The sequence below is a fragment of the Pseudomonas sp. Root401 genome (assembly GCF_001425105.1).
Taxonomy (GTDB): Bacteria; Pseudomonadota; Gammaproteobacteria; order Pseudomonadales; family Pseudomonadaceae; genus Aquipseudomonas; species Aquipseudomonas brassicacearum.
On record NZ_LMDO01000066.1, the window covers coordinates 152,804 to 173,982 of the forward strand.

Sequence of the window (21,179 nt, forward strand, 5' to 3'; positions counted from 1 at the left end):
TATGACCGTCTATCGGGAGTTCGATGCCTGGATCGGGCTAGGTAGCAGGACTTCGAAGCGCCCGCTCTCAACCCAATCGGAAGCCGTCGCGCCGTCCACCGTGTCGGTGATGGTCTGCCTGAACCGGCACCAGTTACCGCCAGCCGAGAGCGCCTGCGACGCCCCGCCTTCCCAACCACTGGCGGCGACAGGGAGACCCGCCGCCCACACCTGATCAGGGTTGAACCAGCTCACCACCTGGCCGATGCCCGACCGGCCCTGACCTTCGAAGTTGACCGGGTTGTCGACCCAGCCTCCGGCCATGGGCACGTCGATGGAAGGTTGATAGGTGCCCAGCACCACCGGCCGCGGCGGTGAATCGGCAGAATCAAAACCCTCGCTCGACGCCACGGCCATCAAGTCGTAGAGGCCGCCGGGTTGATCGAACGCCACCGTCACCGACCAGGTACGATCCTCCAGCACCGGGCTACTGCCCAACACCGTCAGCGTGGCATCGCCCAGCTTCACCGTTACCGTATCCCCCGGTACGCCGAAACCCGACACCACCGCCCGCCGGCCGATGTGCTCGTCGGTGGCTGGGGTTTCAATGAACGGGGCAGCCGGGACAACGTTGAAGGTCAACGGCGCAGTATCCCTGGAGGTCCGTCCTTCGAAGCGTTGCCGGGCCAGAATCGTGGTCTCGCCCACCGGCAAGGTCACTTCAGCTTTCCAGCCCTCGGCGCCCACAAAAATATCCTCGATCAACGGCTCACTGGCGCCCTGCAGCCAGACATCGACCCGCCCGCCCGGCATGCCTGTGCCAGACAACACCATGGTGCGCGGCAGGTCGCCGCCTGGCTGCGGCACGTCAAACTCCGGAGGCAACACCACCACCTCGACTGTCACCGTCTCACTGCGCTCGGAAGGCACCCCGCGCAGGGTCTGTTGCGCGTCGATGGTGTAGCGACGAAAGGCCAGCACGGGAAGTGCGATGAACCATTCGCCATCGGCGGTCAGCACTTTGGGCTCGCCCAGATCCGTTTGAAATTGGGCGTCGCGCACTTGCATCGACGCCTCGGCCATGCCCTCACGCCCGCGGACGATCAGCTCGCGACCGACCTCGGCATTGGGGCTGGGGTCAGTGATCACGGGCTGGCGCATGGGCAGAACGACCGTGAAGGTTCTGGATGCTGCAGGTGAGGGTTGCTGGGCGGCGGTCTGGATCAGCGTCGCGGTGTGGATGACCTCGGGGGCAAACGGCTCGGTGCGGCGGAAATTCCAGGTGCCGTTGTTATTCACGACGGGGTGTTCGGTGGCGCTGTCACTGAATGTGAGTGTCAGCACCGCGCCCGGCCAGCAGGTGCCGCTGAGGTCGGGCGAGAGGCCATTTTCCACGGGCACGTTCATGACCGGGGCCAGCGGTGGGATGGTGACCTCGATTTCCTGCCAGGTCGGCGACGGTGCTCCATTCAGGTATTGCCTGATATGGACTTTCCGTTTGAACGTCGGCCCCCATACCTCTGATGCCCTGCTCTGCCACTGACCGGACGACACGCCAGCATCCGGCGCCGCCTTCGACTCACCACCAGGATTGAACAACATCACCGTCGCACCGTTGAAACCTTTACCCGAGAATACCGGCTGGTAGACCGGTGTGTAGGTGATATCGGTCGGGTCGGGAAGTATCAGGTTGACGGAGAAGGTGTACGGCTGCGAGTCAATCCAGCCACTGGCACCGTCGGGAAACCGCTGGATCGCCCGCAGGCTGTACGAGCCAAATGGCCAGTTTGTCGCGGTTGTTTCCCACTTGCCATCTCTCACCGGAGCATCACGCGGCGCCGTTCCACCGGGCCCGCTGACGATGGTGATCTGGACGGTTGCGCCGGTATAGCCGTCGCCTTCGAATTTCACAGAGGTTTCTGTCGGGGTGGTGACGGTGACGGCGGTCAGTTTGGGGGGGCGCACTTTAAACGCCTGGGCAGTGCTCAGTCCCGACGCGATTTGATAGGTTTGTTCAGCCACCAAAGAAATCATCCCTGGCGGTACTTGTACCCTGGCATTCCAGGAGCCGTTCGTCGCTGCTGTGCCTTTGCCTACCGGGGTACCAATCACATCAAGCCTAACTTCGACGCTGGCGCCATCCATCCCATTTGTTCCGTATACCGTGAAACTCATATCCTTAGTGGCTGTGGACCGGGTGATGCTCGGTTTACCTAAAACAGTGAAGGAACGGTGCTCCTCGGTATATCTAATGGGTTCGCTCCCCGACTGATACGCAGCCTGTGCCGACCAGCGTCCACTGGCCAGGAGTTTACCCTCGGCCTGCCACGTTTTATTGGTGTTTACGGAAGCTCTTTCAGACAGCTCGGTACCGACATTGGGGAAAACCGCCCAAATTCGGTTGCCTGGAAATCCTCTACCCTTGAAGACAAGCTGGTCGGCGCGCACGATGGCGTTCGCTGCGGGCTCTGTCAGTGTCGTCGGGGCCCAGTCAATGGTCTTCTGATTTGATTTTCCAGATATCGCATTTCCTATTTTTTGTATGGCGTAGAACGTTAGGGTCTCCAACCCGCTCGGCATGTTGATCGTTGTTGCCCATATGCCGTCTTCAGAAAGATTCGCCACTGGCCCCAACACATCGTCGCCATTAGCGTTATGAACGGTAACCGTGCCATCGGCGAATGCAGCACCAATACCTGAAACCGTGACTGGCAAGTCACTAATATAACCTTGTGGCCCTGTAATGACTGGAGCAGCGGGAATAAACCTATAGGTTCTATTAGCTCCCAGGTGTGGGTCGCCTACATTACTCAAGTCATACGTATAATCATAATGAACCACTACAGAGTTCACATCCCCCGCCACCGTCAGTGTTCCAGAAATTCCATGCCACTCCGCGTTTTGATCTCCATTTGTAGTCAACTCGCGCCACCCGGTATCAGCTGCCGACTGAAGTCTTATATTGACATTACCCTTCTTTCGACCATTATCTCTCGCACTGTATTTAAAGTTGCTCAGCTCCAAGGATCTGCCATTGGGGGACCATGTATACCAGGCGGCAAAGTTCGCCCAAAGAAGGGGATGACTGGAATTCGCCGCTTCTAAAAAAACTTCCCCGGTTAAAGCATTAGGAAAAGCAACATCCTCTTCCGACTCAAGAGCACCGTCAGTTTTATTGACGTCCTCCGTATTGCCCCCTGATGCGTCTTCGAGTTCGTTTTTTTCAGAATCGTCACCAGCGCCCATGACTAACTCCTTAACTATTAATCGGAATCAAAAAGGCATTACGGTCAGCCGTATCGTCAGGAGGTTTCCTGGTACCAGTAAATGGCACTCGGTCTACTCAAACACCTGTTAGTTCTGACAGTGCCGACGAGTGGCGGGACCCAGCGCAAGGCAACATCCGAATGACTACAGCGTCTTGCGCAACGGACTACAGATCCGCCAGAATCCGCCGGCTTGTGCGCCTTGGCCTTGCCCCGTAACTTGATTCGTGTCGCTGATAACCAGCGATCGGGTTTAGTCGCCCGGCGGTTCGACACGATATGCACAAGCGTCATCCCGTGGGGTTTTCCCTATCCCATACTTGATGGTGGCTGTGCGCAGGGCGCCCTCGGGCGCGCCGGATTTCGTGTCTCCGCCGGTCGACTAACCTGCGTCCAGCCGCCACCCTTCATTCGTTTAGTCGCGAGCCGGGTGGTAGCCCCATTACGGAGACCGATCATGATCAAACCAACACCCAATCCCCCGAGAACCGATTCACAATCCGCTCACAAAACCCTCAACACCAAAAAGCTCGACAAAGCCGCGCAAAAAGCCCTGGACCATTACCTCAAGCCCGACCCAGGCAAACCCGAACGACAACTCGATTACTTCATCGTCGCCCCCGACGCCGACCCCGAAGGCATGCTCGCCCACACCTATGAAACCTTCTGCTCGGTGAGCACGCTGATCCTGGATTTATCGGAAGACCTGGAAGGCGCCCCGCGCAACCTGGCCCTGGCGATACACCAGATGGGCGAGATGGGGGTGTTGTTGCTGGAGAAGATGCTGGATAACGAGGCGAAGGTTCAGCGCTGAAAGCGCCCTGTAGGCGCTGCCGAAGGCTCGGGCCGCGTTCGGATGGTCTTTTGATCTTGATCCGACGATCTTTCGCTCAGGACTCAATTGTCTGGAAAAAGATCGCAGCCTCGTTGCACTCGGCAGCTCCTACAGGTGTCACGTTTGGGGAACGTATAGGGCATCAAGCCGATGCCAGGCCAGAATCGTGATCTCGCCTGCCAGTTCCGGCCTATAGGTTCTCCGCCGTTTCGCCGGCTTGCGCACATGGGCAGGTGCTGATTAATCAATTTTAAATTTTCCGCATAAAAATCCGCAAAAACGCTGAAAACAATCTATCGTACGGCATCACTAAACCAAGCAACCACGGGCGTTATCGGCCGTTTTATTTTCCGCATAAATTTCCGCAGAAATTGCCGTTTTGTTCTCTGGAAGCAAAAATGATGATTACCTCGAAAACGTACCTTGACCCGGTACTGCCAGAAAATCTGCCCGACTCGATCATTCAGGCCGCGGATCAGTTGCCGCGTAAGGCAGAATTTCTTGCCGGACGGCTCGCCGATGAGACATCGAAGCAACTGGCGGGCCTCCTGCGCATCACCAATACCTACTACTCGAATCTGATCGAAGGGCATCGAACTGAGATCGCTGACCTCCAGGCTGCACGCACGATACCGAAACGGGAAAGAAAGGAGCTCAAAGAGCTTGCCGTGCAACACATGACGCAGCAGGAGGTGATGGAGCGGGTGCTTCGCATGCGCCCAATAGATAACTTCTCCGCTATGTTCGATCCCAAGTTGATCGCTACCCTCCATCGTCGGCTTTTCATGGGTGCTTCTACGCAGGACCTGACCCTAGGCGATGGTCGCATGATGGAACCCGGCAGACTGCGGGCCGAAGAGAATGAGCAGGTCCAGGTTGGCGCACATGTCGCTCCAGCTGCCGCAGCTGTATTGCCCATGCTTGAGCATCTGCAGTTGCATTACGGACGAATAAAGGATCCGCGGCGCCAATTGATCGCCGCCCTGGCGGGTCATCACCGAGTGGCGCTTGTCCACCCCTTCCTTGATGGTAATGGCCGAGTGATTCGGATGCTCACCCACCTGCAACTTGTTCATCTCGGGCTGAAACCTACCCTCTGGTCACTGTCTCGTGGTCTGGCTCGCAGGCAGGATGAGTACTATCGCTTGCTCGCTTTGGCTGATCGCCCTCGTGAGGGTGACTATGACGGGCGCGGCCAACTCTCACAGCGTCACTACTTCAACTTCATTGAGTTCATGCTCGATGTCTGCCACGACCAGATTGATTACATGACGACCTCGCTAAACCCAGCCAGGTTGCGCGAACAGGTTGTTCAGGTGTTCTCTACGGATCCTGACCTTCGCCGTGCCGGTATCAGACCCACCAGCGCAGCTGCTGTGTTGGCTCTTCTCACCCAAGGTGCGATGCCGCGTGCGGAGTTTAAGGTGTTCACAGGTTTGAAGGATCGGCTTGCAACGGAAGAACTGGGCCGCTTGATCGAAGCGGGGATAGTGGTCAGTAATACCCCCAGATCCCGCACGGTGGAAGCGGGTTTGCCCGCACGCTTCGCCGGATTGATCTTTGCGAACCTGCATTTCCAAATGGGTTAAGTTGTGACGGTGACTCAGTGTGTTGTTGCTGGATAACGAGGCGAAGGTTCAGCGCTGAAGCTTTGGACTGTTTCTGAGTAACCTGTGGGAGCACAGCTTGCTCCCACAGAGGTATCAACCAGGCTGGTTATTCCATGGCCTGATTTCAGGCCGACTCCGGCAACGGATAAAAACTGAAATATTGCTGCAACGCGGTGATCAGTTGCCCGTACTCCGGCGGCGCCCATTTCAGGCTGAAACCGGCGTCGAAATGCTGCGGCGTCACGTCTTCTCGGCACCACAGGCAATTGGCTCTGAGCACAATGTTCTGCTGCGGTCCCTCATCGGAAGGGATTTTCAGGTGCAGGTCAAAGTCCGCACCGACCATCAACGGCAAATGGCTGATCAGCATCAGGCCATCTGCCGAAACGTTGCCCAAGAAACCGATGGGCTTGCCGTTTACGCCATTAAACACTCTCAGGAAACACGGCAACTGCTGCCGTTCGATTCGCCGTTTTTTGTACATATCCTGTATCGCTTTTTGAACGACCCCGAATCGGGGCAACCTAATACTTCGGAACGAGCACACGCCAGCTCGCTCTCCCCGATCCCGGTGCCAGACGCTCGCAAGCGTCCAGGCCCTACTGCTGCCGGTCACAGGTGCCGCTTGAAGTTAGAGATTTAGCTCTAATGACGATTTGTACAAATATAGCTCATGGTCGTGTGGCAGCCAGTCGTCCGTACACCTTTCATAAACAAAAACACGCCAGGCGCTTGTGGCCAGGGATCGCCCCGGCCATGGCTTGATGTGCCTGTCAGGACGCCGTCGGGCGCATCGCCGACGCGCTGCGGGTCGGATAATGGCCTAGGCTCTGCAGGGTCTCGAGCCGGGCGCGGGCGCGGAAAGCGTATTCGCTGTTAGGGTATTGGGTGATGATGAACTGGTAGGTCTGCGCCGCATCGATAAACAGCTTCTGCCGTTCCAGGCACTGGCCGCGCAGCATCGAGACTTCCGGCTGCATGTAGCGGCGGGCACGGCTGGCGCGGTCGACCTGGGACAGCTCAAGCATGACCTGCTCGCAATTGCCGCGGTCATAGGCCTTGTAGGCCAGGTTCATGTGGTGGTTCATCGACCAACGGGTGCAGCCCGTGACGCTCAGGGCCAGGGCAACGAAAAGCACGAATCGCATGGGAGGTTCTCCTGTCTTGAGCTCTGTATCGACCTGGGTGGGAAAATCTGTAGGAGCTGCCGAAGGCTGCGATCTTTTGATCTTTTGATCTTTTGATCTTTTGCTTGAGATTCAATTGTCTGGGGAAAGATCGCAGCCTCGTTGCACTCGGCAGCTCCTACAGGATGAGTTCCCATTGCAAAGGGGTTCATCTTTTTATTAAGGCGCAAAAATTTTCAGGAATGTTCATTTCGAAAAACAAACGAAAAAGTAGTGCATATGAACAATGACTACACCCAAAGAGCATAGTAGCCTTCGCTGGCGCTTGAACTTGAGGAGTCTTGCATGTCCGTCCGTCGCACCAAAATCGTCGCTACCCTTGGCCCGGCCAGTAATTCGCCGGAAGTTCTCGAACAGCTGATTCTGGCTGGCCTGGACGTTGCCCGCCTGAATTTCTCCCACGGTACCCCCGACGAGCACAAGGCTCGTGCCAAGCTGGTGCGCGACCTCGCCGCCAAGCACGGCCGCTTCGTTGCCCTGCTGGGTGACCTGCAAGGCCCGAAGATCCGTATCGCCAAATTCGCCAACAAGCGCATCGAGCTGAAGATCGGTGACGCCTTCACCTTCTCCACCAGCCATCCGCTGACCGAAGGCAACCAGCAAGTGGTCGGCATCGACTACCCGGACCTGGTCAAGGACTGCGGCGTGGGCGACGAGCTGCTGCTCGACGACGGTCGCGTGGTGATGCGCGTCGAAACCGCCACCGCCACCGAACTGAACTGCATCGTGACCATCGGCGGCCCGCTGTCGGACCACAAAGGCATCAACCGTCGCGGTGGTGGCCTGACCGCACCGGCCCTGACCGAAAAAGACAAGGCCGACATCAAGCTGGCCGCGGAAATGGAAGTCGACTACCTGGCCGTGTCCTTCCCGCGTGACGCCGCCGATATGGAATACGCCCGTCAACTGCGCGACGAAGCCGGCGGCACTGCCTGGCTGGTGGCCAAGATCGAACGCGCCGAAGCCGTGGCCGACGACGAAACCCTCGATGGCCTGATCAAGGCGTCCGACGCCGTGATGGTGGCCCGTGGCGACCTGGGCGTGGAAATCGGCGACGCCGAGCTGGTGGGCATCCAGAAGAAGATCATTCTGCACGCACGCCGCCATAACAAAGCGGTGATCGTCGCGACCCAGATGATGGAGTCGATGATCCAGAACCCGATGCCGACCCGCGCCGAAGTGTCCGACGTAGCCAACGCCGTGCTCGACTACACCGACGCTGTGATGCTCTCGGCCGAAAGCGCCGCCGGCCTCTACCCGCTCGAAGCGGTGCAGGCCATGGCGCGTATCTGCATCGGCGCTGAAAAGCATCCGACCAGCAAGACTTCCAGCCACCGCATCGGCAAAACCTTCGAGCGCTGCGACGAAAGCATCGCCCTGGCGACGATGTACACCGCCAACCACTTCCCGGGCGTGAAAGCGATCATCGCCCTGACCGAAAGTGGCTACACACCGCTGATCATGTCGCGCATTCGCTCCTCGGTGCCGATCTACGCGTTCTCCCCGCACCGCGAAACCCAGGCGCGCGCGTCCATGTTCCGTGGCGTCTACACCGTGCCGTTCGACCCGGCCGCCCTGCAACCAGGCGAAGTCAGCCAGGCGGCGGTGGATGAACTGGTCAAGCGTGGCGTGGTGCAGACTGGTGACTGGGTCATCCTGACCAAGGGCGACAGCTACCACACCATTGGCGGCACCAACGGGATGAAAATCCTGCACGTTGGCGACCCGATGGTCTGAGTGCCCGAGCGCTGAAAAACAAAAGCCCTGCCATGTGAATGGCGGGGCTTTTTTGTTTTTGCCTGCAAGAAATGTGGCGCTGGGACTGGCCCCATCGCGAGCAAGCTTTGCTCCCACAGGACGCTCCCACAGGCATGGAGTGCCCCCCATGCCTGTGGGAGCAAAGCTTGCTCGCGATTGGGGCCAGGCCAGGCGCTGCAAGACTCAATGCCTGTTGATAAACCCCGACAACGCCGCTACCGCCTCGGGCGAGCGCAGGCGTTGGGTGAACAGCTTGCCCTCTTCTTCGATCACCCTGAGCAACTGCTCCCGGTCGGGCGCTTTCATCAGTTGCTTGCTGATGCTCACCGCTTCAGCCGGCAGCGATTCGAAGCGCAACGCCACTTCCCGAGCCTTGGCCAAGGCCGCCTCGCCACTGTCCAGCGCCTCGGTGGCGATGCCCCAGGCGACCGCCTGTTCACCACTGAAACCCTCGCCCAACAGCAACAATTGCGCGGCCCGGGCCTGGCCCAGCAGCCGCGGCAGGATCAGGCTGGAGCCGAATTCCGGGCACAGCCCCAGGTTGACGAACGGCATGCGCAGACGCGCGTCCCGGCTGACGTAGACCAGATCGCAATGCAGCAGCAACGTGGTGCCGATGCCCACCGCCGGCCCGGCCACGGCGGCGATCACCGGTTTGCGGCAATCGAGCAGGCTGAGCATGAACTGGAACACCGGGTTATCGAGGTCGTTCGGTGGTTGTTCGAGGAAGTCGATGATGTCGTTGCCGGCGGTGAAGCAGTCACTGGAGCCGGTGAGCAGCACTGCGCGAATCTGCGGGTCGGTATCGGCCATCGCCAGGGCTTGGGCCAATTGACTGTACATGGCCCGGGTCAGGGCGTTTTTCTTTTCCGCCCGGTTCAAGCGCACCGTCAGCAGGCCGCGTTCTCGGTCGAGCAACAGGGTTGGGGTCATGGTCGGTCTCGCGTCTGAAGATCAGCGCTCAACCACGGGGCAGGAAGACGTCGGCCAGCAGTTGATTGCGCGGCAAGCCGGCCAGGTACAAGCGCTTGGCAAAGGCCTCGACCCGGTCGGGATGGCCGCAGAGTAAGGCCTGGGTTTGCCGCGAAACAAGCCGCAGTTGCGCCAAGGCGGACGGCGCCTCGGCCGCGGTCAGCAGCTCCACGCTGAGGTTTTGATGCTTGGCCGCCAGCGCCGCCAGGGGTTTGGCCAGGTAATGCCCCGCCGCATCATGGGCCACGTGAATAAGGCGAATCGCGCCTTGGTGATGCTGGCGCAACGCTTCGCGCAGCAAGCCAAACAACGGCGCCAGACCGGTACCAGCGGCGAGCAGCCACAGCGGCCGGTCGTGCCAGTCGGGGTCGTAATGCAAGGCACCGCCGCGCAGTTCGCCCAGGCGGATCGGGTCGCCGGCCTTCATCTGCCGGGCCGCCTCGATGAATTGGCCGGGCTCGCGGCAATCGAGGTGGAACTCCAGGAAACGGTCTTCCTCGGGCAAACTCGCCAGGGAATACGGCCGGGCCACGTCACCGGCCCACAGCACCAGGTGCTGCCCGGCCTGATAACGCAGCGACCGCTCGGGGGTGACGCGCAGGCGCAGCACCTCGCCACCGAGCCAATCCACCGCTGCTACATGAGCGGCCTGACCGTCGCGTTGCGGGTCGAAGGTGTGGATCTGCACATCCTCGACCACCTGGCATTGGCAGGCCAGCCGCCAGCCCTGGTCGCGTTGCACCGGGTTCAAGGCGTCGGGACGACTGTCGCGCACATCGCCGCCCACGCACTGCACCAGGCAGGCGTGGCAACTGCCGGCACGACAACTGTAGGGCACCGCCACGCCGGCGCCGTTCAACGCGTCCAGCAGGTTACTGCCCGCCGCCACCGTCCATTGCCGACCGGCGACTGTCAGTTCAGGCATCGACGTTCTCCCAAGCGGCGGCGCACCGATTGCGGCCGTCTCGCTTGGCACGGTACAGGGCCTGGTCGGCACGCTGCAACGCATTGTCCAGGTCATCGCCCATGTCCAGCATCGTCATGCCCGCCGACAAGCTGAGGGCGCCGACCTGCAGACCGATCAGTTCGACTTCAGTGAACGCCAGCCGCAGCCGCTCGCAGCAGGCCGTCAGGCGCTGGGGGTCGCAGGCGGGCAACAGCATGACAAATTCCTCGCCGCCATAACGGGCCAATACATCACCCTCGCGCAGGCACGCGGTAGCGACCGCGGCAAAGGCCTGCAGCACCTGGTCGCCAGCAGCGTGGCCGTGCAGGTCGTTGATGCGCTTGAAATGGTCGAGATCGATCAGGGCCAGGCCATGGGCGATGCCGGGCCTGAGGGTGTTGAGTTCGCGCGAAGCGAGGCGCAGGAAGTGCCGGCGATTGAACAGCCCGGTCAGCTCATCGGTGGCCACCAGGTCTTCGAGCTGGCGCATCATGCCGCGCAAGGTGTCCTGGTGCGCCTGCAAGGCAAACCGCCGCTGGCGCATGCGCTGGCGTGAGATCTGGACGTAGCGGGCGTAAAACACCAGCCACACCAGCACGAGAAACAGCACGGCCACCTGCAACCCGGCCAGGGTGGGATCGGGCAGCCTGAAGAAGTAACCGTCCCATAGGGTAATCGCGGTGAAGCTGATGAACACCAGCGACGCGCAGCGCACAAAGGCCCGGCGCGACAGGTGGAACAGCCCGAACAGCAGGATCAATACATAAAACACCAGAAACACGCCCCGGGCCTGGTCCAGGTGCGCCATCATCCAGGTCTGCCAGCCCAGGCCGATCAACACCTGCGCTTCGGTGAGGCTGGGGTCGGCGAAGCGCAGGTTACGGTCGGTGATAAACAGCGCGAACAGCCCGGCCTGGCACAGCACGACCAACACGCTGCCGATGATGACACCGCGCAACGAATCGAGGTAATGACCACTGAAAAATGCCAGCCACAACAAAACCAGTGCCAGCGCGTACGTCGCGGCCGCCAAAGCGAAGCGTTTCAGCAAAAGACGTTGAATGGCGTTATGGGTCAATCGTTGACTCACCATGGGAAAGGAAACTGACAGGAGGCGTCCTACGCTACAGGCCAGACGCCACTTTAGTGGCGTGTAGGACAAATGACCATTCAATTCTGGAGCAGAAAAATGGCGTCAAAGCAATGGCCTAGATTGACGCAGTGGTTTGAGGCCTGACACATAGCCTGCACATCGCCCTGTTGGGCTGTGGGAGCAAGGCTTGCTCGCGATGCAGGCGCCTCGATTCCCCGGGAGACCGCGTTGTCTTCATCGCGGGCAAGCCTTGCTCCCACAGAAGCTTTGCTCCCACAGTCTTGCTCCCACAGCCTTGCTCTCACAGGTCGCTCCCACAGGGGGCCGGCCTGCGATATACTGCCGCGCCTTTTTAGCGTCGCGCCAGCATGCCCGGCGTGCCTTGACCTGGGGTCAGCTCCAAGCTCCAAGCTCCAAGCGGCAAGTTCAGAGCAGTGCGCGTACTGCTTCAGCTTGCCGCTTGAAGCTTGCCACTTGAAGCTGCCTCATAAAATGTTCCCGTCTTTAGAGAGGAGCGCGACTCATGACCGTGATCAAGCAAGATGACCTGATACAGAGCGTTGCCGACGCCCTGCAGTTCATTTCCTACTACCACCCCGTGGATTTCATCCAGGCGATGCACGAGGCCTACCTGCGCGAAGAATCGCCGGCAGCCCGTGACTCCATGGCGCAGATCCTGATCAACTCGCGCATGTGCGCCACCGGCCATCGGCCGATCTGCCAGGACACCGGCATCGTGACCGTGTTCGTGCGCGTGGGCATGGACGTGCGCTGGGATGGCGCGACCATGAGCCTGGACGACATGATCAACGAGGGCGTGCGTCGCGCCTACAACCTGCCGGAAAACGTCCTGCGTGCCTCCATCCTCGCCGACCCGGCAGGCGCACGTAAAAACACCAAGGACAACACCCCGGCGGTCATCCACTACTCCATCGTCCCGGGCAACACCGTGGAAGTGGACGTGGCGGCCAAGGGCGGCGGCTCCGAGAACAAGTCGAAGATGGCCATGCTCAACCCATCCGACTCCATCGTCGACTGGGTGCTGAAAACCGTGCCGACCATGGGTGCCGGCTGGTGCCCACCGGGCATGCTGGGTATCGGCATCGGCGGCACCGCCGAGAAAGCCGCGGTCATGGCCAAGGAAGTGTTGATGGAATCCATCGACATCCACGAGCTCAAGGCTCGCGGCCCGCAGAACCGTATCGAAGAGATGCGCCTGGAGCTGTTCGAGAAGGTCAATCAACTGGGCATCGGCGCCCAGGGCCTGGGTGGCCTGACCACCGTGCTCGACGTGAAGATCATGGACTACCCGACCCACGCCGCCTCCCTGCCGGTGTGCATGATCCCCAACTGCGCCGCCACCCGTCACGCCCACTTCGTGCTCGACGGCACTGGCCCGGCATCGCTGGAAGCGCCACCGTTGGACGCCTACCCGGAAATCGTCTGGGAAGCCGGCCCGTCGGCCCGTCGCGTCAACCTCGACACCCTGACCCCGGAAGACGTGCAGAGCTGGAAACCGGGCGAGACCGTGCTGCTCAACGGCAAGATGCTCACCGGTCGCGATGCGGCGCACAAGCGCATGGTCGAAATGCTGAACAAGGGTGAAACCTTGCCGGTGGACCTCAAGGGCCGCTTCATCTACTACGTTGGCCCGGTCGACCCGGTAGGCGACGAAGTCGTCGGCCCGGCCGGCCCGACCACGGCCACGCGGATGGACAAGTTCACCCGCCAGATCCTCGAGCAGACCGGCCTGTTGGGCATGATCGGCAAATCCGAGCGCGGCCCGACCGCTATCGAAGCGATCAAGGACAACAAGGCTGTCTACCTCATGGCCGTCGGCGGCGCCGCTTACCTGGTGGCCCAAGCGATCAAGAAATCCAAGGTCCTGGCGTTCGCCGAACTGGGCATGGAAGCGATCTACGAGTTCGAGGTCAAGGACATGCCGGTGACCGTCGCCGTCGACAGCAAGGGCGAGTCGGTGCACATCACAGGCCCAGCGATCTGGCAGCAGAAGATCAGCGAAAGCCTGGCGGTGGAAGTGCAGTAACCCGCACGCAAGCGTTGTGACGAAGGCCGGTGAGCGACAAGCCCACCGGCCTTTTTCATGTCTCAACAAAAACCTGAGGGAGCGAGCCCAGCCATTCATCGGCTGCACCCGCCCACCTGTCAGATCTGACAGGTTACACCCCGACGCTCTCTTGGCATCCTCACCCTGGCCGGGAATCGACCCTGGCGCGGATCACAGGGATGAACCTTCAATGGCAGAGCAAGCCCCCCTCCAGATCATCACGCCCACCATTGCCGGCGGCGCGTCAATCGTGACCCTCGGCAACAGCCTCGGCTCGGTAGGCACAAGGGGCGCCGCCTCGTTCGAGTTGCCGCTGCCCGTGTCGAGCGCCCGGCATCTGACGCCGGGCCTGGCTCTGCAATACAACAGCCAAAACGGCAATGGCCTGTTCGGCATCGGCATGCAGTTGTCGGTCCCCAGCATCAGCCGCAAGACCAGTAAAGGCGTCCCGCACTACGGGGAAGACGACGTCATGGTCGGCCCCGATGGGGTGGATCGCTGGCCAGATCTTGAGGGGCGGACCAGCCGCAAGATGGGCGAGCGTATTTTCGCGGTGGTGCGCTATTACCCGAGGGTCGAGAGCACCTTCGACATTTATGAACTCTGGACTTCCATCGATGGCCATCCGTTCTGGCGAGTACAGGGCAGCAACGGCCACGTGTATTGCTATGGGAAAAGCACGACGTCACGTATTGCCGACCCGCAGGTCCCGTCGCGCATTGCCCAATGGCTGTTGCTGGAAGAAGTCAGCCCGCTGGGCGAGCACATCTATTACGAGTACAAGGCCGACCCCTGTTCCCCTGACGGTCCCCACGACTATAGCGCCCAGCGTTACCTGCAACGGTTGTGTTATGGCAACGCCACGGCCAGCGAAACCTTGTATTGCTTTGAAGTTGAAGACCCGAGCGAACTGGCCTGGCACTTTCACCTGATATTCGATTACGGCCAACGCACTCTCGAACTCGAGGAAAAACCCGCCTGGACCGCCCTCGACGAAAACGCCTGGCAACTGCGCAGCGATCCGATCCACGCTTACCGGTACGGCTTCGAGGTGGGCACCCGGCGCCTGTGCCATCAGGTGCTGATGTTTCACCAGTTCCCTGCCGGCGCCGGCAACGAACCCGCGCTGCTGCGTCGGTTGCTGTTGGAATACACCCCGACCGAGTTGGGCTACAGCCTGTTGACCGCCGCCCATTATCAAGACTGGGATGCCGAGGGCCGGGTCGAATACAGCCCTCCGGTGGAACTCCGATACACCGACTTCGAGCCGAACCTTGAGCCGGCGGCATTTTTTGCCTTGGAAACCATGCCCGCCCTGGAAGACGGTCGTCGCTACCAGTGTGTCGACCTCTACGGTGAAGGCATTCCGGGTTTCTTGTGCCGCCATGCCGATAGTTGGTACTACCGCGAGCCTGAGCGCGGCGTGAGCGAAGATCATGACAAAATCAGCTATGGTCCCTGGTCAATGCTGCCCAGCATCCCGATCGCCGCCGATAACTCGGCGGTGATGCAAGTACTGACGGACCTCACCGGCAGCGGTCGTCTCAATTGGGTCATCGCCCAACCCGGCATGAGTGGCTTTTATACCCTCAACCCCGACCGCAGTTGGTCGACCTTTACCGACTTCAAGCGCTTCCCCACCGAATTCCTGCATCCCGCCGCCCAACTGGGCGACTTGTCCGGCGACGGCTTGCGCTCATTGGCCCTGATCGGCCCGAAAAGCGTGCGGCTCTACGCCAATCTGCGGGAAAAGGGTTTCGCCCCCGGCATGGAAGTTCCCCATGAACCGGACAGCGACCTGCCCCTGTTCAGCGACGTGCGCAGCGAGTTGGTGCTGTTTGGCAATCTGCTCGGCAGCGACAGCACCGAGCTGTGCCGTATTCGCTGCAATGAAATCAAGTGTTGGCCGAACCTGGGCCATGGACGTTTCGGGGCGGGCTTCGTCATGAGTGCCCTACCCTTCACCTATAGCGAGTTCGATGCCGAGCGGGTGCGGCTCGCCGATCTGGATGGCTCCGGGGCACCTGCGTTGATTTATCTGCAAAGCGATTGTTTCGAGATCTACTTCAACCGCGGCGGCAATGGCTTGGAGCAGACACCCCTGCGGGTCCAGTGGCCCGACGGCCTGCGCTATGACCGCCTCTGCCAAGTCACCCTGGCCGATCTGCAAGGCTTGGGTTGTGCCAGCTTGATCATGAGTGTTCCCCATCACACGCCGGACCTGAAACCGCGCCATTGGCGCTACGATTTCGTTGCGACGCGGCCCTACCTGCTCAGCGCCACGAACAACATGGGCTGCAGCAGTAGCCTGGCCTACCGCAGCAGCGCGCAGTTCTGGCTGGACGAAAAACAGCAGATCCTGAAACGCTCCCAGCCACCGATCTGCTATCTACCCATGGCTTTGCCGCTGGTGGCCAGCCAGCAACAATTGGACGAAATCACTGGAAATTGCCTGACCCAGCGCTTCACGTATTTCGAGGGCGACTACGACAGCTTTCAGCGAGAATTCCGAGGTTTCGCCCGGCTGTATCAGCTCGACAGCGAAACCCCCGGCGCAGACTTGGACAGCGGTTTTACCGCGCCGGCACTGGTCAAGACCTGGTTCCACACCGGTCGTACCGTCGACCAGCCCCTCAAGGATTGTTTCGAAGCCGACGACGACGCGCCAGTGCTGGGCCCTACATTGCTGACTCGTTTCCACGAACAAGACGGAGCCAACCAGATCATCACGCCCGACCCCGAGACCGCCCGGGAAATGGCCTACGCCTTGGCTGGCCATGTATTGCGCAGCGAGACCCACCACGCCGACCCCATCGCCATGCGCCAACCCTACACCGTGACGCAACAACGCTACCTGCTGCGTCAACCTCATGCGGGTCATAAAAGCTTATTGGTACGGGCTCTGGAAACGGTCAGTCTTCAATACGATGGCTTTATCAACGACCCACAAGCCCAGCACGGCATCACCCTGAATTGGAATCGCTACGGCCAGCCGGTGCACAGTTTCGTCGTTCATTACGCCCGACGCCTGATCGCAAATGATAATCCCCCCTTCGAAGATGAAGACGAGAACACCTGGTGGCGCGATGCCCATGACGATCAGCAACAGGTCTTCCATATCATCGAGAGCCGGGCCGAATCACTGGACCTGTCCGACGAGACCGGACTGCGCATAAAACTCGGCCTCCCTTGGCGCGCTCGCACCAACGGGTTGCAGCGCCCCAAGGGAAACCTCCCCGAAGGATTGAACCCGCAACAGGTCAGCTATGAATGCTTCCTGGAGCATCAGGATTCGGATGAGTGGACAACTGCCCGGGTGTTGATCGCCCTTGAAGAACAAACCTACCTGCGCGATGAATCGAACACTATCCTGTTCCAGGCCTTGCGCGGTCCGTTGGAAGTGGCCGAGTTCGACAAGCAGGCGCTGGACGCCTACGACGCCGTGCCAGAGCCGTTCGACATTCGCCAGCAATTGGAAACGATTGGCTTCGAACCCATGAGGCTGTTCCTGCCTGAAGACCCAGACAAGGACGCTGCCCGGGAACTGTGGTCAAGGAAACTCGATTTCGCCACGTACTTGCCGCTGGAAGGTTTCTTCCATGTCAGTGCGTTGCAGGAAACCCAGAGCCATGGCGTTACCACGACCGACTATGACGCCTATCACCTGATGCCCATCGCCGTAACCCTACCGGACGGCTGCGCAACCCACATCGAATACAACTATCACTCGCTGCTGCCACGAAAAATCATCGACGCCAACGACAATGTCCAAGAGGCGCTTTATGGCTCGGCCGGCGTGCCCTTGGCTGTCACCTTTCACGGCACCGAGAATGGCGCTCCGGCGGGTTTCGACGCCATCGAGGCTTATGAGCCGCCCGAAGACCTGTCTCCCGCTCATGCCATTGAAAATCCGGCGGACACCTTGGGCAACATGGCCAGCGCCGTACGGATCGAAGATTTGAGCTGGATGGGCACGCTCGACCTGGCGCTGGTGTTGCCGGAGCAGCGCGATGAATGGATCAGCGCCCGCTACGTGCTGCCCAGCGGCCACATTCGCGCCTCGGCGCGCATTCGCCTGGCCCGGCTCAAGACGCGCAGCGCCGGCGAGGAACTGCTCTGGATGCTGATCCAGGCCACAACCCGGGAACCGGCCCACAGCGTCGAGCTGAGAGCCGATCGCTACCCGGATGATCCATTGCGCCAGATCCGCATTGCCCTCAGCGCGGTCGATGGCTTTGGCCGCCCCTTGCAAGCCAAGCAACTGGTCGAGGCAGGACGCGCCTATGCCGTGGCCGAGGACGGCTCGCTGCTGTTGGACGACAACGGGCAGCCGATCCAGCGTGAAGCCAACCCGCGCTGGCGCGTCAGCGAACGGGTCGAGTACAACAACAAAGGTTTGGTGACCCGGGTCTACCGCCCCTACTTCGCCGATGCCTGGCGCTACATCAACGACGCCTCGCTGCGCGAGCATGGCTATCACGACCAACAGTTCTACGACCCGCCGGGACGGCTGGTCAAGGTCATCAATGCCAAGGGACATGAGGCCTGGCATGTCTATCACCCGTGGTACCAGTGCGATCACGATTACAACGACACGGATCCGGGACCGGCCCAATGAACACCCAGGCTCATGCAAAAACGCCGGTCGTGGCGGTGTTCGACGGACGAGCAGGGCCGGTTCGGCGGGTGGATTACCTGCGCGGTGCGATCCGTGATGAAACCCAAACGTTGGTCACGGCCCAGGCGTATAACGTTGCCGGACGCATCGTCGACCAATGGGACCCGCGCTTCTACGGCACGGGAACGGTCAACCTGTACAGCATCTACAGTCTGTCCGGCACACCGCTGCGTACTGAAAACGTCGATGCCGGGCAGCGTTGCGAATTGCCCGGCCTGGCCGGCCAGCGCCTACACAGTTGGGATGCCCGCGGCAGCGAACAACAAATCGAATACGACTCGCAGTTGCGGCCCACACTGATCCGCGAGCGCGGCCAAGACCACGCCTGGGTCACGGTTGGCCGTCTGCGCTACGGCGGCCCTGTGACCGAAGACGTCCTGCACAATCGATGCGGTCAACGGGTGGAGCATTACGACACGGCTGGACGGGTCACCGTTGACGATTATTCGCTGGCGGGGCTTGCCTTGGATCAGGGGCAACGTTTCCTGGACACGCTGGCGTTGCCCGACTGGCCGGACGATGAAGCAGGACGCGAGGACTTGCTGGAGCCTGCCCGCTACGACACCCGTTGGCATTACGACGCTGTGGGCGATGCCTTGGGCCAGACGGATGCCAAGGGGCATATGCAACGCGTTGACCTTGATGTCGCCGGACAGCCCAAGAGCGTACATTTGCAATGGGCCGGCAGCCCGACTGCCGCGGTGATCGCCCATGAGTTCCAACACACCGCCGGGGGGCAGCGCGAAGCATTCACAGCTGGTAACGGCATCAAGACTACATTTGCCTACGACCCGGCCGACGGACGCCTGACTGAGCTCAAAGCCATGAAAGGCAATGATGTCCACCAGCATCTGACCTACCTCTACGATCCCGTGGGCAATGTCGCGTCCATTACCGATCACACCCATGTCGTGCGTTACCACGCCAACCAGCGCAGCGAAGGCATTCTTACCTTTCTCTACGACAGCCTGTATCGCCTGCAAAGCGCCACGGGATTGGAGATCCCCGGAGCGGGTACGCAACCGGGGTTGCCAGGGCTTGTCCCGCCCTCCGACCTGTCCTTGCGAACCCCATACACTCAACATTACGAGTATGACCACGGCGGCAATCTGGAAAAACTGGTTCACCACAGCGCCACCCCAGGCCAAGGGCATACGCTACGCCTGACACTGGACCCGTCGAGCAATCGCTGCCTGCAATGGAACAAGGGCGAAGCCGCCCCCGGCGACGACTTGGACTTCGATGCCGGCGGCAACCAACTGAACCTGCCCGCCTGCGGACAGCACCTGACCTGGAACTGGCGCAACCAACTGCAGAAGGTGACCCAAGTACAACGCCAAAATGCCGAAGACGACACCGAGCACTACAGCTACAACGCACAGGGCATGCGCATGCGCAAGCGGCAGATCACCCTGGCTGATTCCGTCAGCCACATACGCGACGTGCGTTATTTGCCGGCCCTGGAAATCCGTACCCTGGACGATAGCGAAGAATTGCACGTCTGCACCCTGCAAGGCCCAGCGTCCAACGTGCGCGGACTGTACTGGGCCAAGGGCCGACAGGTGGAAATCGAACAAGGCCAGCTGCGCTACAGTCTTGAAGATCATTTGGGTTCGTTGATCATGGAACTGGATCAGGACGCCCGGCTCATCAGCCACGAGGGCTACTACCCCTTCGGCGGCACGGCATGGTGGGCGGCGGATTCCCAGGTGCAGGCCAGTTACAAGACCGTTCGTTATTCCGGCAAGGAACGTGACGCCAGCGGGCTTTATTACTACGGGTTTCGTTATTACGCACCCTGGATGATGCGCTGGATCAACCCGGACCCAGCGGGGCCGGTGGATGGGTTGAATTTGTATGCGATGGCGGGGAATAACCCGCTGTCCTACTTCGATAGGACAGGACACAACAAAGAAAAGATCAGTGCTTTCCACGCGCGCAACGCCGAGCGAGTCAGCACAATTACCACTGCCCCTCAAAGAATCAAGGATGCCATTGAAGAGAAAGGGCGCAAGAGCAACATCAAGCCCGACAAAATGAAATCTTTTTTCGATAAAAACCTCCCGAAATGGCAGGACCCGGACAAGGAATTTACCAAGAGAACGCTGGACACTAAATATGTCGCGTTTGCGGCAGTTTTAAACACCGCAAAAGATGAGATCGTACAAGACTTCTATAATCTGGACCTCGCCCCCAGCGGGGCAAATATCGTATCGGGGATGCGACAGCACAGCGGACCCGATACGACATACCGTCAGATGTTTTCACTGGGATCATCCGAGATCAGGGATCCCGACCTGTTCCTGGGAGCCTTGGAAGTCGCCTATGCACTTCCTGAAAACAAACGCTACCCGGTCTATAAAGGCAGGGAAAACGTTATGCACCCGGTCACCAAAACAGAGATAAAAAAGCACATCGCGGCCAGTCACTTCATCGTTCCGATTTCTGCGGGGGTGCCCGGAGCGCACGCCGAGGTACAAGCGCTGAACTTCGCCAGGAACAAGTGGGGCCCTGACATCGTAGAGTCTGAAGAAACTGTCATTGACACCCGATTACTGCGAAGTGGCGAAGGCCAGGGCGATGACTTTATAGCGTGTTTTAACTGTGCGGGAATTATTCCCGAAAGCGTCGAAATCATAAGTGGCAGGACGGTACCCGATTATTTTCAGTACCGAACTGCGCTTGCCAGTATTTCTCCACAGTTTTTAACACCCTCATGAACGGCGTTTCGCCGCGGCGGCCTGAACCTGAAGGCCGCCGCCCTTGCACGATCTTTTTGTTCTACTC

Annotated in this window: 12 protein-coding genes; 6 read left to right on the forward strand and 6 right to left on the reverse strand. The window is 60.1% G+C overall.

Going from position 1 to position 21,179, the window contains the following annotated elements; all coding sequences use genetic code 11:
* Positions 1–9: 9 nt before the first annotated feature.
* A complete protein-coding gene (locus ASC85_RS33420; protein WP_236712425.1) occupies positions 10–3,225 on the reverse strand; it encodes a hypothetical protein in 3,216 nt (1,071 codons plus the stop codon).
* A 477-nt stretch (positions 3,226–3,702) separates the two neighbouring features.
* On the opposite strand from ASC85_RS33420, the gene ASC85_RS30515 reads away from it, so the two are divergent.
* Both ASC85_RS30515 and ASC85_RS30520 read left to right on the forward strand, forming a co-directional pair.
* Complete coding sequence (locus ASC85_RS30515; RefSeq protein ID WP_057452563.1) at positions 3,703–4,059, forward strand: DUF6124 family protein; 357 nt, start codon at positions 3,703–3,705, stop codon at positions 4,057–4,059.
* A gap of 419 nt (positions 4,060–4,478) precedes the next feature.
* Positions 4,479–5,669 (forward strand): Fic family protein, encoded by a 1,191-nt coding sequence (locus ASC85_RS30520; RefSeq protein WP_236712426.1) that lies wholly within the window; start codon positions 4,479–4,481, stop codon positions 5,667–5,669.
* Positions 5,670–5,814: 145 nt separating this feature from the next.
* On the opposite strand, the gene ASC85_RS30525 is transcribed toward ASC85_RS30520, so the two are convergent.
* Together ASC85_RS30525 and ASC85_RS30530 are read right to left on the reverse strand one after the other, a co-directional pair.
* Positions 5,815–6,174, reverse strand: a complete 360-nt coding sequence (locus ASC85_RS30525; RefSeq protein WP_057452564.1) for a PilZ domain-containing protein — start codon at positions 6,172–6,174, stop codon at positions 5,815–5,817.
* Positions 6,175–6,463: 289 nt separating this feature from the next.
* The gene (locus ASC85_RS30530) at positions 6,464–6,838 is read right to left on the reverse strand and encodes a tetratricopeptide repeat protein (RefSeq protein ID WP_057452565.1); all 375 of its coding nucleotides are present in this window, start codon (positions 6,836–6,838) and stop codon (positions 6,464–6,466) included.
* Positions 6,839–7,162: 324 nt separating this feature from the next.
* On the opposite strand from ASC85_RS30530, the gene pyk reads away from it, so the two are divergent.
* Positions 7,163–8,614 (forward strand): pyruvate kinase, encoded by a 1,452-nt coding sequence (gene pyk / locus ASC85_RS30535; RefSeq protein WP_003205118.1) that lies wholly within the window; start codon positions 7,163–7,165, stop codon positions 8,612–8,614.
* A 204-nt stretch (positions 8,615–8,818) separates the two neighbouring features.
* Here pyk and ASC85_RS30540 read toward each other — a convergent pair whose 3' ends face one another.
* Genes ASC85_RS30540 through ASC85_RS30550 form a run of 3 tightly spaced genes read right to left on the reverse strand, consistent with a single transcriptional unit; the run spans position 8,819 to position 11,631 of the window.
* On the reverse strand, positions 8,819–9,568 hold the full coding sequence (locus ASC85_RS30540) for an enoyl-CoA hydratase (RefSeq protein ID WP_057452566.1): 750 nt from the start codon (positions 9,566–9,568) through the stop codon (positions 8,819–8,821).
* A gap of 28 nt (positions 9,569–9,596) precedes the next feature.
* Positions 9,597–10,532: an iron-sulfur-binding ferredoxin reductase gene (locus ASC85_RS30545; protein ID WP_057452567.1), complete on the reverse strand. Its 936-nt coding sequence runs from the start codon at positions 10,530–10,532 to the stop codon at positions 9,597–9,599.
* Entirely contained in the window at positions 10,525–11,631 is a 1,107-nt protein-coding gene (locus ASC85_RS30550; protein ID WP_057452587.1) for a GGDEF domain-containing protein, read from the reverse strand. Before ASC85_RS30550 ends, ASC85_RS30545 begins: the two co-directional genes overlap by 8 nt.
* Positions 11,632–12,169: 538 nt before the next feature.
* Here ASC85_RS30550 and ASC85_RS30555 point away from each other — a divergent pair.
* The 3 genes from ASC85_RS30555 to ASC85_RS30565 all read left to right on the forward strand — a co-directional run bounded on the left by ASC85_RS30555 (position 12,170) and on the right by ASC85_RS30565 (position 21,112).
* Complete coding sequence (locus ASC85_RS30555) at positions 12,170–13,693, forward strand: fumarate hydratase (protein ID WP_039591419.1); 1,524 nt, start codon at positions 12,170–12,172, stop codon at positions 13,691–13,693.
* A 211-nt stretch (positions 13,694–13,904) separates the two neighbouring features.
* Positions 13,905–18,332: a SpvB/TcaC N-terminal domain-containing protein gene (locus tag ASC85_RS30560; RefSeq protein WP_057452568.1), complete on the forward strand. Its 4,428-nt coding sequence runs from the start codon at positions 13,905–13,907 to the stop codon at positions 18,330–18,332.
* Positions 18,329–21,112, forward strand: a complete 2,784-nt coding sequence (locus tag ASC85_RS30565; RefSeq protein ID WP_057452569.1) for an RHS repeat-associated core domain-containing protein — start codon at positions 18,329–18,331, stop codon at positions 21,110–21,112. Before ASC85_RS30560 ends, ASC85_RS30565 begins: the two co-directional genes overlap by 4 nt.
* The last annotated feature ends 67 nt before the right edge of the window (positions 21,113–21,179 follow it).

Bases quoted from the DNA above. Each gene is read 5' to 3' on its own strand.
- ASC85_RS33420 (WP_236712425.1), bottom strand. From the start codon at position 3,225: ATGGGCGCTGGTGACGATTCTGAAAAAAACGAACTCGAAGACGCATCA.
- ASC85_RS30515 (WP_057452563.1), top strand. From the start codon at position 3,703: ATGATCAAACCAACACCCAATCCCCCGAGAACCGATTCACAATCCGCT.
- ASC85_RS30520 (WP_236712426.1), top strand. From the start codon at position 4,479: ATGATGATTACCTCGAAAACGTACCTTGACCCGGTACTGCCAGAAAAT.
- ASC85_RS30525 (WP_057452564.1), bottom strand. From the start codon at position 6,174: ATGTACAAAAAACGGCGAATCGAACGGCAGCAGTTGCCGTGTTTCCTG.
- ASC85_RS30530 (WP_057452565.1), bottom strand. From the start codon at position 6,838: ATGCGATTCGTGCTTTTCGTTGCCCTGGCCCTGAGCGTCACGGGCTGC.
- pyk (WP_003205118.1), top strand. From the start codon at position 7,163: ATGTCCGTCCGTCGCACCAAAATCGTCGCTACCCTTGGCCCGGCCAGT.
- ASC85_RS30540 (WP_057452566.1), bottom strand. From the start codon at position 9,568: ATGACCCCAACCCTGTTGCTCGACCGAGAACGCGGCCTGCTGACGGTG.
- ASC85_RS30545 (WP_057452567.1), bottom strand. From the start codon at position 10,532: ATGCCTGAACTGACAGTCGCCGGTCGGCAATGGACGGTGGCGGCGGGC.
- ASC85_RS30555 (WP_039591419.1), top strand. From the start codon at position 12,170: ATGACCGTGATCAAGCAAGATGACCTGATACAGAGCGTTGCCGACGCC.
- ASC85_RS30560 (WP_057452568.1), top strand. From the start codon at position 13,905: ATGGCAGAGCAAGCCCCCCTCCAGATCATCACGCCCACCATTGCCGGC.
- ASC85_RS30565 (WP_057452569.1), top strand. From the start codon at position 18,329: ATGAACACCCAGGCTCATGCAAAAACGCCGGTCGTGGCGGTGTTCGAC.